The sequence below is a fragment of the Plantibacter sp. AC185 genome (assembly GCF_979258065.1).
The window spans coordinates 2,796,864-2,811,803 of the sequence record NZ_OZ409831.1 but is presented as its reverse complement, the minus strand read 5'-3'; the positions used below and the strand labels follow the sequence as shown (position 1 = coordinate 2,811,803).

The following is a 14,940-nucleotide window of genomic DNA, read 5'->3' as shown; positions in this document are numbered from 1 at the left end:
TGCACTCTCCGAGCCGGGGTGCAACTTAGGGCACGAGCCGACTGGTCGGGCCTCACTAGAGTGAACGCATGGACCCTCGTCAGGCACGAACCCGCAGTGCCCTTCGCGACGCGATCCACACCCTCGCGGCGGCGAAGCGCATCGATCAGGTGACCGTTGCGGAAGTGTCCCGGGTGGCGGGGATCACCCGCGACACCTTCTACCGTCACGCCGCGACGCCGGTCCACCTGCTCGCTGACGTGCTCGGCGAGGAACTGGATGAGACGCTCCAGGCGCACGCCGATCTGCCGGCGCACAGCGACTCGACGCTGAGCGTCTTCGACGAGTCCGAACGCGACCTCCTGCGTCACGTCGCCGAGCACGCGACGATCTACCGCAACGCCATGCACCCCCGGCTCATCGGACCCCTGCGTGACGCGCTCACCGAGCGGATCGAGCAGGCGCTCGCGCACCACCTCGACCGGCACCCGCACATCGCCCCACCTCGCGAGGACGGCATCACGCCGGAGCGACACGTGCGCATGCTCGTGGCCTACGCCGGCGCCGGCACCGTCGCGGCGATCGAGGAGTGGCTCCGGTCCGGCGACCTCGACGACATCGACGCGGCGGCCCGCACCGTCATCGCGGCCTCCCCCGCCTGGTGGCTCGGCCGCTCCTGACCCCGGCGCCTGGGCCTTGGCCTGACGCCAGCGCGGTGCACTGACGCGAGCGCGGGTCCCTCACGTGAGCGCGCCCCTCCGGAGACCCGCGCTCACCTACCCTGGGGTGCGCTCACGCCAGCGCACCGCGCTGGCACAACGGCCTCATGCGCGACATATGTCGGTGTAGGCATATCTGCTCTGTGGATAACCCTGGGCTGGAGTGTGGGTGCGCTTAGCGTCGAGGGATGCCAAAGACCCTGCTGCCTCGAACTGTTTCCACGCTGGCCTTCGTGTCAGGACTCCTCGGCCTGGTGGCCTGCACCGGCCCAGCGCCAGCCCTGTCACCGACGAGCACGCCTCCGGTCTTCGAGAACGAGGAGGAGGCTCTTGCGGCGGTGACAGAGATCTATCAACAGTTCCTCGACATCTCGAACACGATCCTCCATGAGGGAGGCGTCAATCCGGAGCGCATCGATGTGATCGCGTCCGCCGACGTCGCGGCGATCGAATACGAGGCCTACTCCCGAATGCGCGATGGCGGCTACAGCACCCGAGGAGATATAACTCTGTCCGGTGTCCAGGTCCGCGAGTTCTACAACTCGCCCGACTCAGTCGGAGTCGTCGCTCGAGCGTTCGCATGCGAGATCATCGGCTCCGTCGAGATCTTGGATGCGAACGGTCAACCCCAACCGCAACCTGACCGCCTGCCCGCCATCGGATTCGAGATATCGCTCGGCGTCGACCCGGCAAGCTCCGGCCGCTTCCTCATCACGTCGAAGGATGCGGAAGAAGGTGCTTCATCATGCGCGTGAAGACGGCAATTGCAACGCTCGCCATGGCTCTTGTCGCGGGAGTGACGATCACAATGGCCGCTCCTGGACCTGCGAGGGCCGCGAGTTGCGGGTCCGCGGATGCGATCTGGGGATGCGCTGGTAACGGCTCGGTCGACATCGGCGGCAGCGTCGAACGCCCTGGCACCGGCGGTGGCTCCGGCGGCGGAACCGGCGGAGGCGACGACGAAGGAGGCGGCTCGGCGGAGCTGCCACCCGGGGTGACCGACGGGCCCAACGGTGAGCGGACGGTCTGCAGCCTCATGCGGCCGGACGAGTGTTACACCTTCACCCCCGGCGACCTCGGCACCGACCTCGAAGCAGCACCGGCGGCCCCCGTCACGATCCGCGACGTCACCAGCTTCGCCCCCGCCGCACCCACCGTCACCACCGAACCCGCCGCCTGGGGTGTCCGCGGGCTCCACACCAACGTCATCGCAGCTGCTTCCGGCCACACCCGCACCGGCACCCTCTTGGGGCAGGTCGCAGAGGTGAACTTCATCCCCGTCGGCTTCACCTTCGACTACAGCGACGGCGACACGACCACCACCCGGACCGGCGGATCCTCGTGGGCTGCCCTCGGACTCGCGGAGTTCTCCAAGACCCCGACCAGCCACCGCTACACAAGCGTTGGAACGAAGACCATCACCGCGGAGGTCGAATACGCCGCCGAGTACCGCATCGGCGACAGTGGCTGGCTTCCCGTCGTCGGAACCCTCTCGATCCCGACCGAAGAACCCCACGCGGTGCAGATCGTGCGGAACTCGACCGTGGGCGTCGACAAACCCTGCCGCCCCGGCAAACCAGCCATCGGCTGCTGACCGCCTGACCGGAACCGTGCTCGAGCTCGGTTCCGATCAGATGAGCCCCTCGCGACCGCCCGACACCCAGTTCGGGTCGGCGGCCCGCGGACCGCTCACCTGGTCGGCGTAGGTGTCGATCTCGGCTCGGATCTCATCCATCAGCTCAACCTGGAACGCCTCGAGGTTCGCGTGCAGGTGCGCGACGCTCCGGGTGCCGGGGATCGAGACGACCCGTGCGCCGAGCTGTTGTCCTCGGTCGTGCACCCAGGCGAGCGCGAGCGCCTCCGCGGTCGTCCCGATGCGGTGAGCGAGGGTGCGGAAGCGGGCCGCCAGTTCGAGGTTCGCCGCGAGGTGCTCGGGCTGGAAGCGCGGGAAGTTCGCTCGCGTCCCCCCGAGCGGCACCGTCTCGGCCGTGAAGTCCTCGGTGAACAGTCCGCGCGACAGCGGCGAGAACGCGACGACCGTCACGCCGAGCTCCGCCGCCGTCGGGACGACGTGGCTCTCGATGTCGCGGCTCACGATGCTCCACTCGGACTGGATCGCGGCGATCGGGTGCACGCCGTGCGCGCGGCGGAGTTCGTCGCCCGTCGCCTCGGACAGACCGATGCGGAGGACCTTGCCCGCGGTGACCAGTTCCGCGAGCGCCCCCACCGTCTCCTCGATCGGGATGTCGGGGTCGACGCGGTGCTGGTAGTAGAGGTCGAGGTGGTCGGTGCCGAGGCGGGTGAGCGTCCCGTCGATCTGCTCGTGGAGGTGGGCGCGGTCGCCACGGATCCTTCGTTTGCCGATGCCGCCGCCGGTGACGATGCCCACCTTGGACGCCAAGAAGACGTCGTCGCGGCGCCCGGTCAGGTACCGGCCGAGGAGTTCCTCGCTCCGACCGTCGCCGTAGACGTTCGCGGTGTCGATGAGGTTCACCCCACTCGCCTGGGTGGCGTCGAGGATCGTGGTCACATCGGCGTCGGCGATCGCCCCATAGGTGCCGGCGATGGACATCGCGCCGTACCCGATGGCGCCGACCTGCGCGGCGGTGTCGCCGACCCCGATCGTGGTCGAGGGCAGCGCGGTCGTGGTCGGCTCCGTGGCCAGGGGTGCTTCGTTCATGGATTCACCGTACGGCGTCAGGACAGGTTGGACGTCCGGTTCGTCACGCGGTGCAACGTCAGACGCGCGAGCCGGCGCGGGCGGCGAGTGCCTGCAAGAGCGCGGCGGGTTCCTCGGGGTCGTCGACCGTGATCGCGAACTGCTTGCCCGAGGTGCTCGTGACGACGAGTCCGGGGCCGGAGCGCAGCACGACGGCCGAGCGGCCGGGCATGATCCGGTAGCCCCAGCCGCCCCAGTCCATCGGGCGGATGTCGGTGGCCTCGACGACGTCGACCTGGTCGAGGGGGATGCGCTTCATCGGGATGCCGAAGAGCGATACGACGCGGAGGCCGCGCCAGTCGACGCTCACGCGGAGCCGGATGAACGAGGCGCAGAGGAGGGTCGCGAGGGCGAGGAGCGACAGACCGAACATCGCGACGCCCGACTCGCCGCCCAGCAGGATCGGCGTGTAGGCGATGGCGCCGATCGCGACGAGGGCGAGGGTGAGCCAGAGGAACAGCAGGGCTGTGACACTCCGGCTCCAGGCACCGACCTCGGTCTCGCCGAGGTCCATCGGCGCCGGTCGTGCAGCCGCACCGGCGAGCAGCGGCTGAGCCGGCAGGAGCACGGCGGGGATCACGCCCCAGAGCGAACACGCGGCGAGCGGGACGATCCACCAACCGAGGACGGCACCGTCGACCGATCCCGCCTGCACAGTGAGCCAGGTGGGGATGATCCACACGGACGCGGCCGAGCCGGCGGCGATGCCGAGGAAGAGGATGATCATGCGCTTGGTGCGCATGTCCGGCTTCGGGAGGGCGAGCAGGATGATGGCTGCGATCGCCGCGACGGACGCGATGATCAGCGTCACGAGGAAGACGCCCGCGGCGGGCAGGGAGTCGTCCGGTGCCCCGGTGCCCGACCAGTGCGAGGCGACGTCGACGGGGATCGCATCGCCCCAGACGAGCCGGGTGAGTGCGATCGCGATCGCCGGGACGGCCATGGCGAGGCCGGCGAGCAGGATCCGTCCGCGCGCAGGTGCTGCCGGTGGCGGCGTGGTGGTGGTGTCGTGCATGTGCTCCCCCTGAGCTGCTGAGGTGGTCTGATCGTCGGCGTCGACCGACGTGGTCGCGAGGTGGGCGCCGGAGCCCGTCAGGTGCGTTCGATCATCCGGCTGAGGTCCGTCGGCGAGATCCCGAACTTGCGCGCCTCGGTGACGAGCTGGGCGACGAGTTCGTTGACCCGGACGAGGCCCGGTGCTGCATCCTCGTTCACCCACGCACCGCGGCCCTGTCGCATCCCGATGAGGCCGTCGTCGCGGAGCTCTCCGTAGGCGCGGAGGACCGTGTGCATGTTGATCTGCAGTGCTCGGGCGAGGTCGCGGGCGGGCGGGAGGCGCTCCCCCGGTGCCAGCGCGCCCGTCGCGATGCCGGAGCGCACCTGCACCGCGATCTGCTCGGCGAGCGAGACCGCGGAGGTGGGATCGACGCGGAACAACATGTTTGCAATGGTACTAGAACAATGCCGCCCGTGCCCACGACATCTGTGGGGTTGAGGTCCGGCGCGGTGCGCTGACGCGAGTGTGCGCCACTCGGCGCGGGCGCACCCCACAACCGCGAGCGCGCCCCTCCAGAGACCAGCGCTCACGTCGGAGGCCCGCGCTCACGTCAGCGCACCGCGCTGGCCCAAGCCGCAGCAGAGGAAGGAGGACGGGTCAGAGGGCGACGACGTGCACGGCGATGTCCGCGGCCGCCAGGCGCTCGAGCTCGTCCGGGTCGGCGGAGGAGTCGGTCACGAGGTCGTGGATCTGCCCCAACTCGGCCATGCGCGCGAGCGTGACCCGCCCGACCTTCGAACCGTCGGCGACCACGATGACCCGCTGCGCGTGTAGCACCATCGCCAGGTTCGTCCGCGCCTCACGCTCGTCGTGCGTCGTCGCTCCACCCTGCGCACTGATGCCGTCGGTCCCGAGGATCGCGGTACCCACGTTGATCGCGCTGAAGGTGTTCTCGGCGAGCGCCCCCACCGCCTCGAACGACGAGGAGCGCACCAGGCCTCCCGTCATGATCACCTGCAGGTTCGGCCGGGAGGCGATCTCGGTCGCCGTGGTGAGCGAGTTCGTCACGATCGTCAGTTCCGCCCGGTTGCTCAACTCCTTGGCGACCGCCGCCGTGGTGGTGCCACCACTCAGGGCGATCGCGTACGGTCCCGCGGGGATCATCTCCGCCGCGCGCAAGGCGATCCGACGCTTGGCCTCGCGGAACTGCGTGTCGCGGAACCGCACGGGCACCTCGTCGCGCGATTCCACCGCCCGAGCGCCACCGTGCGTCCGGAGGACGAGGCCCAGGTCGTCGAGGTCGGCGAGGTCGCGCCGGATCGTCGGGGCCGACACGTCGAGCCGGGTCGTGAGGTCGTCGATCGAGACGACGGCGTCCTCCGCCGCGAGGAGCGCGAGGATGGCGCGCATCCGCTGACTGCGTTTCCCGGACGGAGCGTGTCGCGAGAGCTCGGCTGCGGTCGGTCCTCCCACGGCGAACCCTTCCCTCGTCGCCGACGGCTCTGCTCAGCGAAAGTGATCATTTCAATCGATTTCCGATCAAGTTCTTGCTCGGTTCGATCACTGTAGTCGATGATCACTCCATGACACGAGTGACTTTCATCGGGGCGGGCAGCGTCGTCTTCACCCGCCAACTCATCGCCGACCTCCTCCGCTACCGCGACCTCGCCGGCCTCGAGATCGTCCTGCACGACATCGACCCCGAACGCCTCGCCGTGGCCGAGGGCACCGCCCGCCACGTCGACGAACGCCTCGACGGCCGGGCGACGATCTCGGCGGAGTCCGACCGTCGTCGCGCCCTCGCCGGTGCGGACTTCGTGATCAACATGGTCCAGGTCGGCGGCATCCACGCGACCGTCTCCGACCTCGAGATCCCAGCGGCCCGCGGTCTCCTGCAGACCATCGGCGACACCACCGGCGTCGGCGGCGTCTTCCGCGCCCTCCGCACCTTCCCTCTGCTCTCGGCGCTGACCGCCGACATGCGGGAGATCTGCCCGGACGCCCACCTCCTGAACTACACCAACCCGATGGCGATGAACATCTGGTGGGCGTCGGTCGTCGCCCCCGACATCAGCGCGATCGGCCTCTGCCACAGCGTGTTCTGGACGGTCAACGACCTCTGCGAGCTCGTCGGCGTGCCGATCGAGGGCACGAGCTACCGAGCCGCCGGAGTCAACCACCAGTCGTGGTTGCTCGAGTGGACCCACGAGGGCCGCGACCTCTACCCGGCCCTGCGCGACCGCATCCGCGAGGACCCGGAGCTCAGCCGCCGCGTGCGCGTCGAGATGTTCCGCCGCATCGGCTACTACCCCACCGAGACGAGTGAGCACTCCTCCGAGTACCTGTCGTGGTTCCTCCGCTCCCCCGAGCAGGTCGAGCGCTTCCGCCTCCAGCCGCTCGAGTACCTCGGCATCAGCGAGGAGAACGTCGCGGAGTTCGAGGCGACGAAGGCCGCCCTCGCCGCCGGGACCCCGCTGACGCTCGAGGACGAGGCGAGCGAGTACGCCCCGCAGCTCATCCACTCGCTCGTGACCGACACCCCGCGACTCATCCACGGGAACGTCGTCAACCGCGGCCTCATCGACAACCTGCCGCAGGGCGCCGTCGTCGAGGTCCCCGTCCAGGTCGACGGGAACGGCATCGCCCCGCAGCCCATGGGCGCCCTGCCCGTGCAGTGCGCCGCGCTCAACCGCCCGTACGTCTCCGTCGCCGAGCTCACGATCGAGGCGGCCCGCACCGGCAACCCGACGCTCATCCGGCAGGCGGTCCTCATGGACCCGAACGCCTCGTCCACCCTCACGCCCGAGCAGATCTGGGAGCTGTGCAACGACCTCGTCGCCGCGCACGGCGAGCTGCTGCCGGAGCCGCTCCGGGAGATCATCCCCGCCGACCGCATCTGACCGACCCGAAGCACCGCCGAACCGATTCCTTCCCGAACGATCGACACAGGAGACGACCACCGATGTTCCCACCCCGTTCCACGATCCACGCTTCCACTTCCCCGCACGCCCGCCGGGCACGTCGCCTCATCACCGCGACCGCAGTCCTCGCCGTCGGAGCGCTCGCGCTCTCCGGGTGCGCCGGCGGATCCTCCGGTGCCACGACGCTCGACAAGGACGCGAAGGTGAAGCTCACCTTCTGGACCGGGCAGGCCGACGCCGCCCAGCAGATCCTCACCGGTCTCGTCGACGACTTCGAGAAGCTGCACCCCAACGTGACCATCGACGTGTCCTCTGGCGCGCCGTCCACGGAGGACCTCCTGCAGAAGCTCTCCGCGAGCTTCGCGGGTGGCAACTACCCCGACGTCTCGTATGCCTTCGGATCCTGGGCGAGCCGACTCGAGGCGTCCGGCCGCACCCTCGACATCACCGACCAGGTGGCCGAGCCCGACGTGAAGTGGGACGAGTTCTCCGAGGCGGCCCGCAAGACGGTGCAGCCGACCGGCGAGAAGACGATCGGCTTCCCCGCCGTGGTCGACAACATCTCCCTCCTCTACAACACGACCGTCTTCGACGCGGCCGGCGTCGACTACCCCACGGCCGACTGGACCTGGGACGACTTCCGTGAGGCGTCGAAGCAGCTCACCGACCCGGCGACGAACACCTACGGCTACGCGTACTCGGTGTCGGGCAGTGAGGAGACGACCTGGCAGTTCTGGCCGCACCTCTGGCAGAACGGTGGATCGATCATCTCCGACGACGCCAAGACGGCCGAGTTCGCCTCGGATGCGGGCGTCGACGCACTGACCTTCCTCCGCGACATGGCGGTCGAGGACAAGAGCGTCTACCTCGACCAGACCGACACGAAGTTCGGCGACCTCTTCGCCAGCGACCGAATCGGCATGATCACCTCTGGTCCGTGGCAGCTGTCGACCCTGCAGACGAAGGGCACGAAGTACGGCGTCACCGTCCTCCCCGGCACCGACGGCGACCACCAGACCGTCTCAGGCCCCGACGTCTGGGCGCTCTTCGACCACAAGGACAAGAACCGCGAGTACTGGGCGTACGAGTTCACGAAGTGGCTGACCGACTCGGAGCAGGACCTCAAGTGGAACGTCGCCTACGGCAACCTCCCGCTGCGCTCGAGCGAGATCGACACCCCCGAGTTCCAGGCGCAGGTGGCTCAGCTGCCCGGCCTCGACGTGATGGCCGAGAACGGCGTCAACGCCAAGCAGGCCCGTCCGACGGTGCCCGGCTACGTCGGCCTGTCGGAGGCCATCGGCAAGGCGATCTCCTCGGTGCTGCAGGGCCAGGGCGACCCGAAGCAAGCGCTCGAGGACGCCGCGAAGACCGCCGACGACGCCCTGGCGGAGGACTGATGTCCACGGTCGCCGGACGCGACACACGTCCATCGACGGAGCCGAAGCCGGAGCGTGCCGAGCGCGCTCCGGCCCGGCCCCGCCGTTCCGGACGACGGTTCCGCGACAGCCTCACCGGCTGGGGCTTCGTCGCCCCGGCGATGCTCATCGTGCTGGGCTTGTCGATCTTCCCCGCGATCTGGGCGTTCTTCCTGTCGCTCCAGAAGTGGGACGGGTTCAGCGAGCCGGAGCAGGTGGGGCTGGAGAACTACGCCAGCATGATCGGCAACGACGAGCTGCAGGCGGCCGTCGTCCACACGGTCGTCTACACGCTCCTCTTCGTCCCGGCGTCGCTCGGACTCGGACTCTTCCTCGCCGTCGCGCTCAACCGCCGGATCCGCTTCATCGGCGTCTACCGCACGGCGATCTTCGTCCCCTTCGTCGCCTCTGCCGCCGCGACCGGCATCCTCACGACCTACCTCTTCAACCCGCAGTTCGGCCTCCTCAACACCGTGTTCCGGTTCCTCGGACTCCCGGCGCAGGGCTGGCTCGAAGACCAGGGGCAGGCGATGGTCGTCATCACGATCATGTCGCTCTGGGGGCAGGCAGCCTTCACGACCGTCATCTACCTGGCGGCCTTGCAGGACATCCCCGCCGAACTGCTCGAGGCGGCACGGATCGACGGCGCGAACGCCTGGCAGTCGTTCTGGCGCATCACCTTCCCGCAGCTCGGGCCGGTCACCGTGTTCGTCGCCATCTGGCAGTTCATCCAGGCGATCCAGCTGTTCGACCTCGTGTACACGACCACCAGGGGCGGCCCGCTCGGCGCCACCCAGACGATCGTGTTCTACCTCTGGGACGCGGCGTTCAAGCAGTTGCAGTTCGGGTACGGCTCCGCGGTCGCCTACGGGCTGTTCGTGGTGACGCTCATCGCCACGATCGGTGTCGTGCTCTACTCCCGCCGTTCCAACGTGGAGGCATTCTGATGACCGTCCTGACCACCCCGCCACGCGGTGACGCCGCCGCCGGCAAGCCGTCCGTGACCGCTCCGCCCGCCGAGCGACGCACGCGTCGACGCTTCAGCCCCTGGCACCTCGTGCTCGCGCCGATCGCGATCATCTTCGCCATCCCGTTCGTGCAGATGTTCATCACCTCGGTGACGCCGGAGTCGGAGATCAACACCTATCCGCCCCGCATCCTCCCCTCGCACATCACCTTCGACGGGTTCGCGAAGCTCTTCTCCGAGTCGAACATCCTGCTCTGGCTCGGCAACACGGTCATCGTGTCGACGGTCGCGGTCCTGTCCCACCTCGTGCTCTGCTCGCTCGCCGGCTACGGGTTCGCGCGCCTGAAGTTCCGCGGGAAGACGATGGGCTTCCTCATGATCGTCGCGACGATCATGATCCCGACGCAGCTGCTCATGATCCCGACCTACATCCTGTTCTCCCGGATCGGTCTCATCGACAGCCTCGGGGCGGCGATCGTGCCGTGGCTGGCGTCCGCGTTCGGCATCTTCCTCATGCGGCAGTTCTTCCTGTCACTGCCGGCGGAGCTCGAGGAGGCCGCGCTCATCGACGGCTGCACCCGCCTCCAGGTGTTCTTCCGGGTGATCCTTCCGCTCGCGAAGCCCGCGCTGGCGACGCTCGCGATCTTCACCCTGTTGGGCTCGTGGAACGACCTCGTCTGGCCGCTCATCGCGATCAACAACGACCAGGCCTTCACGCTGCAGCTCGGCATCACGAACTTCCAGGGCGCGCGCCGCACCGACTGGGCGCTCCTCATGGCCGGCAACGTCGTCGCCACGCTCCCGCTGATCGTCTTCTTCCTCTTCGCCCAGAAGCAGTTCGTGGCGACCATGACCTTCTCAGGCCTCAAGGGGTAGGCACCGATCCCGGCGTGGCAGGATCACGTCCATCGCCGCGCGCGCGTCGAACGCTCAACCAACATCGATACCTCGCAACTCCCCCTCATCACCTCGACCCACCCCAGGAGCAACCCGTGTCCATCACCACCATCGTCGGTTCGGAAGCCACCGTCCGCGAGATCACCCAGCAGCCCGACGTCTGGCTCGAGGCGTCGACGGGGATCGCCGACCGCCGCGAGGAGATCGACGCGTTCCTCGCACCGCTCCTGGCACGACCCGAGCTGCGTATCGTCCTGACCGGGGCGGGGACCTCGGCCTTCATCGGCGAGATCGCGGCACCGGCCCTGACCCGGACGCTCCGTCGCCGGATCGACGCGGTCGCGACCACCGACATCGTCTCCAACCCGCGGGAGTCGTTCGCCGAGGACGTCCCGCTGCTCCTCGTGTCGTTCGCCCGCTCCGGCAACAGCCCGGAGAGCGTGGCCGCGACGGAACTCGCCGACCAGTCGCTCGCCGAGGTGCACCACCTGGTGATCACGTGCGACGAGACCGGCGAGCTGTACCGACGCCACCACGACCGCGCCACGTCGCTCACCGTCCTCATGCCGCTGCGGTCGAACGACGAGGGCTTCGCGATGACGTCGAGCTTCAGCTCGATGCTGCTCTCGGTCCTCCTCATCCTCGGCGGCGCGGACGACTCCGCCGTACAGGCGCTCGCGGCCGGAGCGACGACGATCCTCGACCAGCGCGAGGTGGACATCCGCGCCCTGGCCAACGAGGGGTGCGAACGCGTCGTCTACATCGGCAGCGGCCCGCTCACCGGTCTGGCCCGCGAGTCGGCGCTCAAGCTGCTCGAGCTGACCGCCGGACGGATCGTCACCTACTACGACTCGGCGCTCGGGTTCCGTCACGGACCGAAGGCGGTCGTCGACGACAGCACGCTCGTCGTCGTCTACCTGTCGTCCGATCCGTACACGCGGCGGTACGACCTCGACATCGTCACCGAACTGCGCGCCACGCTGTCGCCGGAACGCGTGATCGCGATCTCCTCCGAGCCGGTCGCCGACGCCACGGCGTACGACTGGGTGCTGCCCGAGCTCGCCGGCCTCGACGACGCGCAGCTCGCGATCGGCTACGTGCTCGTCGCCCAGCTGCTCGGCCTCTCGTACTCGCTCCAGCTCGGCGCGACCCCGGACAACCCGTTCCCGAGCGGCACGGTGAACCGCGTCGTGCAGGGCGTCCGGATCCACGAGTTCGACGGCGTCGACGACGCTCGGAGTGTCGCCGCTCAGCTGCAGGAGCAGTAGTCGTGGCGCGGTACCTCGGCGTCGACGGTGGCGGGTCGAAGACGGCCTTCGTGCTGCTCGACGACGCCGGACGGGTGCTCGCGGAAGCGAGGACGGCGAGCTGCTACTACTTCGACGAGGGGATCGAGCTGGTCGGTCGCATCCTCACCGAGGGTGTCTCGGAGGTGTGCCGGCAGGCGGGAGTCACGACCGCCGACATCGATCAGGCCTTCTTCGGTCTGCCCGGGTACGGCGAGGTGAGTTCCGACATCGTCCACCTCGATGCGCTGCCGCGCGACGTGCTCGGACATGACCGGTTCTCCTGCGACAACGACATGGTGTGCGGGTGGGCCGGATCGCTCGGCGCCGTCGACGGGATCAACGTGATCAGCGGCACGGGCTCGATGACGTACGGCGAGCGCCGTGGCCGCGGGCACCGGGTCGGCGGCTGGAGCGAGCTGTTCGGCGACGAGGGCTCGGCGTACTGGATCGCCGCTCGAGGCTTGAACGCGTTCACGCGGATGAGCGACGGCCGCCTGCCGCGCGGTCCGCTCGTCGACCTCGTGCGGGCGAGGGTCGGGATCACGAGCGACCTCGATGTGATCGACGTCGTCATGAACCGCTGGAAGGGTCAGCGTGGCCGGATCGCGGATCTCGCGAAGACGGTCGTCGCTGCGGCCGAGCAGGGCGACGAGGTCGCGGCGCGGATCCTGGCCGACGCGAGCGGGGAGCTGGCCGAGATCGTCGAGGCGACCCGCGTGGAGCTCGGTTTCAGCGGCGACGAGGTCGTTCCGGTGTCGTACTCGGGCGGGGTGTTCTCCGCTGAGCCGGTGCGGTCGGGTTTCGAGCAGGCCATCGCGGCACTGCCCGCCCGGTACGAACTCCGGACCCCGCTCTTGGGTCCGGCGATCGGCGCCGCGCTGTACGCCGCGAAGCGCGCCGGGTCACCGCTCTCGCCCCAGGCGCTCGAGGTGCTGCGCTCCCGGTAGCCCGCTCCTCCGCCCGCCGTCGCCTTGGGCCAGCGCGGTGCGCTGACGCGACCGCGGGCCTGACGCGTGAGCGCGGGTCTCCGGAGGGTCGCGCTCACGCGCGCGGGGCGCGGCCACGCCGGTTGCGCAGCGGCCACGCTGGTTCTGCAGCGGTCACGCCGCGTACACCACACTCGCGTCAGCGCACCGCGCTGGCAGCCTCCCGGGGTAGGGCCCTTGACCCTCACGCGGCGTGAGGCTTTAGCGTCGTCGCCATGACCATCACGATCCTCGACACCGCCAGCGGCATGCGTTCCGTCCTCGACGCGCCGGAAGCCGAACGACCAGCGCGACTCCGGGCCATGCTCGAGCCCGTCGCCGACATGTACCGGTACTTCCCGGGCGAGGTCGACCTGCTCGCCATGCACACGATGGGCTCGGGGTTCCCGATCGACCGGAGTCGGGATCGGGTCGTCGACGGCCTCGGCCGGCTCGTCGCGGCGGACGCGTGGGGACGGATCTCACGGGCGCTCGACGCGGCGGTCGCCACTCAGCTCGCGGCGGTGCCGACCCTCGTCGTCCCCGACATCACCGTCCTGCTCGTCCTCGGCGACCCCGACGACAGCTACTTCATGGAGTCGATCCGCGGGTTCATCGGTAACGGCAGCGCGACCGGGTTCATCTCGCTCATCCTCTGGCCGACGGAGGAGAACCTCGCGCGCCTCGAAGCGGCCGCCGTCCACGAGCTCAACCACAACCTGCGATACGCGCCGGGTGGGGTGGTGTGGGATCCGGCGACCGTCGTGGTCGCTGAGCAGGTGGTGTCGGAGGGGCTCGCGGACGCGTTCGCCCGGCAGTTGCACGGGTCGTCCGGCTACACGCCGATCGGTGTCGCGCACCTCGACGACGACGCGGTGTTCGACCGGGTCGTCGAGGGTCTCGACGTCGGAGGGATGCAGCACTTCGTCTCGTGGGTGCACGGTGACGAGGCCGCGCTGCGATACGGGGGCGAGCCGGTCGGTCTGCCGATGGGTGCCGGTTATGCAGCGGGCAACCGTCTCGTCGACGCATATCTTGCGGCGACCGGGACGACCGCCGCCGAAGCGCTGCACGTCCCGAGCGCGACGATCATCGAGGTGGCACTCCACGAGCTGGGTTGAGGCGGCTCCCCCTCACTCCCAGACGGCGGTCTCGGGGTCCACGCTGTGGCTGCGCGCGTTCTCGTCGATGACATGTGAGAGCCACGCGGCGAGGCCGGGTTCGATCCGATCGTAGGTGTCGGCCATGCCGGGCTCCGTGAGAGCGAGGCGACCGGTGATCACGTGCATGGACGGCGTGCAGTGGAAGTACTCGCTGAGGGCTGCGCGATGCCGTTCGGCGAGGGTGTTCGCCGTCTCGCTTCCGGCCGCGACACCGGCGCGCTTGGCCTCGGCGAGTTCGTCGACCAGGTCGCGCATGGGTCCGACCAGCGCCCGCCAGTCGTCCGGCGTGCGGGTCGCGGACCGTTCGGCGTACTCGGCCCACTGCGCGGAGTCGCCCCAGCGGGCGCGGGCCGTCTCAGCCATCGTGGGGTTCCAGCCGTCGCCGAACACCGCTTGGCGCTCGTCCTCGGGGACGAGCACGCCGACCTCGTCGGCTTCGAGCAGGCGGTCGACGGATTGGGCGACGGCTTCGAGTCGTTTGATGGTGGCGCCGAGTTCGTGCCGACGCTGCGTGAGCTCCGCGCGTCGTTCCGCGGCCGGTGCGCTGAGGAGGGTGGGGATGCGAGCGAGCGGGACCCTGAGGTCGCGGAGGAGCACGACGCGTCGAAGCCGGGCGATGTCGACGGGCAGGTACGAGCGGTAGCCGCTCTGGTTCCTTCCGGACGGCTGCGCGACGCCGATCTCATCCCAGTGGTGCAGCGTTCGCACGCTGACCCCTATCTCGGCCGCCGCCCGACCGACGGTCACGCCACCCTCGGCCCTCCCGTGCTCGTCCATCCACCCAGCATCGCACCCGGACCCGACCTGCGTCCTCTGCCTGCTGCCAGCGCGGTGCGCTGACGCGAATGGACCCGACCCGGCGTGGGCGCACCCCACACACGTGAGCGCGCTCCTCCGGAGACCCGCGCT

15 protein-coding genes are annotated in these 14,940 nt (G+C 69.4%); 10 read left to right on the top strand and 5 right to left on the bottom strand.

All coding sequences use genetic code 11. The annotated features are described in order from the left end of the window. Positions 1-68 precede the first annotated feature (68 nt). From ACZZZB_RS13310 to ACZZZB_RS13300, 3 genes are all read left to right on the top strand, one after another. The gene (locus ACZZZB_RS13310; RefSeq protein ID WP_124767453.1) at positions 69-659 is read left to right on the top strand and encodes a TetR/AcrR family transcriptional regulator; all 591 of its coding nucleotides are present in this window, start codon (positions 69-71) and stop codon (positions 657-659) included. A gap of 227 nt (positions 660-886) precedes the next feature. Beyond that, positions 887-1,453 carry a hypothetical protein gene (locus ACZZZB_RS13305; protein WP_137244019.1) on the top strand — a complete coding sequence of 189 codons (567 nt, stop codon included), beginning with the start codon at positions 887-889 and terminating at the stop codon, positions 1,451-1,453. A 53-nt stretch (positions 1,454-1,506) separates the two neighbouring features. After that, positions 1,507-2,292 carry a PKD domain-containing protein gene (locus ACZZZB_RS13300; protein WP_463529933.1) on the top strand — a complete coding sequence of 262 codons (786 nt, stop codon included), beginning with the start codon at positions 1,507-1,509 and terminating at the stop codon, positions 2,290-2,292. A gap of 36 nt (positions 2,293-2,328) precedes the next feature. On the opposite strand, the gene ACZZZB_RS13295 is transcribed toward ACZZZB_RS13300, so the two are convergent. The 4 genes from ACZZZB_RS13295 to ACZZZB_RS13280 all read right to left on the bottom strand — a co-directional run bounded on the left by ACZZZB_RS13295 (position 2,329) and on the right by ACZZZB_RS13280 (position 5,887). Further along, the gene (locus ACZZZB_RS13295) at positions 2,329-3,378 is read right to left on the bottom strand and encodes an aldo/keto reductase (RefSeq protein WP_463529932.1); all 1,050 of its coding nucleotides are present in this window, start codon (positions 3,376-3,378) and stop codon (positions 2,329-2,331) included. Between the two features lie 58 nt (positions 3,379-3,436). After that, positions 3,437-4,432 (bottom strand): hypothetical protein, encoded by a 996-nt coding sequence (locus ACZZZB_RS13290; protein ID WP_463529931.1) that lies wholly within the window; start codon positions 4,430-4,432, stop codon positions 3,437-3,439. Positions 4,433-4,509: 77 nt separating this feature from the next. Then, positions 4,510-4,857, bottom strand: a complete 348-nt coding sequence (locus ACZZZB_RS13285; protein WP_137244023.1) for a GntR family transcriptional regulator — start codon at positions 4,855-4,857, stop codon at positions 4,510-4,512. A 214-nt stretch (positions 4,858-5,071) separates the two neighbouring features. Further along, positions 5,072-5,887 (bottom strand): DeoR/GlpR family DNA-binding transcription regulator, encoded by an 816-nt coding sequence (locus ACZZZB_RS13280; RefSeq protein ID WP_463529930.1) that lies wholly within the window; start codon positions 5,885-5,887, stop codon positions 5,072-5,074. A gap of 110 nt (positions 5,888-5,997) precedes the next feature. On the opposite strand from ACZZZB_RS13280, the gene melA reads away from it, so the two are divergent. From melA to ACZZZB_RS13245, 7 genes are all read left to right on the top strand, one after another. Further along, positions 5,998-7,314, top strand: a complete 1,317-nt coding sequence (gene melA / locus ACZZZB_RS13275; RefSeq protein ID WP_426737670.1) for an alpha-glucosidase/alpha-galactosidase — start codon at positions 5,998-6,000, stop codon at positions 7,312-7,314. A 62-nt stretch (positions 7,315-7,376) separates the two neighbouring features. Then, positions 7,377-8,732, top strand: a complete 1,356-nt coding sequence (locus tag ACZZZB_RS13270) for an ABC transporter substrate-binding protein (RefSeq protein ID WP_079706575.1) — start codon at positions 7,377-7,379, stop codon at positions 8,730-8,732. Further along, complete coding sequence (locus ACZZZB_RS13265; RefSeq protein ID WP_124767461.1) at positions 8,732-9,697, top strand: carbohydrate ABC transporter permease; 966 nt, start codon at positions 8,732-8,734, stop codon at positions 9,695-9,697. Before ACZZZB_RS13270 ends, ACZZZB_RS13265 begins: the two co-directional genes overlap by 1 nt. Beyond that, positions 9,697-10,593 (top strand): carbohydrate ABC transporter permease, encoded by an 897-nt coding sequence (locus ACZZZB_RS13260; protein ID WP_192019877.1) that lies wholly within the window; start codon positions 9,697-9,699, stop codon positions 10,591-10,593. Before ACZZZB_RS13265 ends, ACZZZB_RS13260 begins: the two co-directional genes overlap by 1 nt. 116 nt (positions 10,594-10,709) lie before the next feature. After that, complete coding sequence (locus tag ACZZZB_RS13255; protein ID WP_463529929.1) at positions 10,710-11,882, top strand: SIS domain-containing protein; 1,173 nt, start codon at positions 10,710-10,712, stop codon at positions 11,880-11,882. A 2-nt stretch (positions 11,883-11,884) separates the two neighbouring features. Beyond that, a complete protein-coding gene (locus tag ACZZZB_RS13250; protein ID WP_202939354.1) occupies positions 11,885-12,850 on the top strand; it encodes an N-acetylglucosamine kinase in 966 nt (321 codons plus the stop codon). A 254-nt stretch (positions 12,851-13,104) separates the two neighbouring features. Beyond that, on the top strand, positions 13,105-13,989 hold the full coding sequence (locus tag ACZZZB_RS13245) for a DUF2268 domain-containing putative Zn-dependent protease (protein WP_463529928.1): 885 nt from the start codon (positions 13,105-13,107) through the stop codon (positions 13,987-13,989). Between the two features lie 12 nt (positions 13,990-14,001). Here ACZZZB_RS13245 and ACZZZB_RS13240 read toward each other — a convergent pair whose 3' ends face one another. After that, a complete protein-coding gene (locus tag ACZZZB_RS13240; protein ID WP_463529927.1) occupies positions 14,002-14,808 on the bottom strand; it encodes a MerR family transcriptional regulator in 807 nt (268 codons plus the stop codon). Positions 14,809-14,940 lie beyond the last annotated feature (132 nt).

Excerpts from the sequence above, each read along its gene's own strand:
- ACZZZB_RS13245 (WP_463529928.1), top strand. The coding sequence starts at position 13,105 with ATGACCATCACGATCCTCGACACCGCCAGCGGCATGCGTTCCGTCCTC.
- ACZZZB_RS13240 (WP_463529927.1), bottom strand. The coding sequence starts at position 14,808 with ATGGACGAGCACGGGAGGGCCGAGGGTGGCGTGACCGTCGGTCGGGCG.
- ACZZZB_RS13310 (WP_124767453.1), top strand. The coding sequence starts at position 69 with ATGGACCCTCGTCAGGCACGAACCCGCAGTGCCCTTCGCGACGCGATC.
- ACZZZB_RS13305 (WP_137244019.1), top strand. The coding sequence starts at position 887 with ATGCCAAAGACCCTGCTGCCTCGAACTGTTTCCACGCTGGCCTTCGTG.
- ACZZZB_RS13260 (WP_192019877.1), top strand. The coding sequence starts at position 9,697 with ATGACCGTCCTGACCACCCCGCCACGCGGTGACGCCGCCGCCGGCAAG.
- ACZZZB_RS13290 (WP_463529931.1), bottom strand. The coding sequence starts at position 4,432 with ATGCACGACACCACCACCACGCCGCCACCGGCAGCACCTGCGCGCGGA.
- ACZZZB_RS13270 (WP_079706575.1), top strand. The coding sequence starts at position 7,377 with ATGTTCCCACCCCGTTCCACGATCCACGCTTCCACTTCCCCGCACGCC.
- ACZZZB_RS13265 (WP_124767461.1), top strand. The coding sequence starts at position 8,732 with ATGTCCACGGTCGCCGGACGCGACACACGTCCATCGACGGAGCCGAAG.
- ACZZZB_RS13295 (WP_463529932.1), bottom strand. The coding sequence starts at position 3,378 with ATGAACGAAGCACCCCTGGCCACGGAGCCGACCACGACCGCGCTGCCC.
- ACZZZB_RS13300 (WP_463529933.1), top strand. The coding sequence starts at position 1,507 with ATGGCCGCTCCTGGACCTGCGAGGGCCGCGAGTTGCGGGTCCGCGGAT.
- ACZZZB_RS13285 (WP_137244023.1), bottom strand. The coding sequence starts at position 4,857 with ATGTTGTTCCGCGTCGATCCCACCTCCGCGGTCTCGCTCGCCGAGCAG.
- melA (WP_426737670.1), top strand. The coding sequence starts at position 5,998 with ATGACACGAGTGACTTTCATCGGGGCGGGCAGCGTCGTCTTCACCCGC.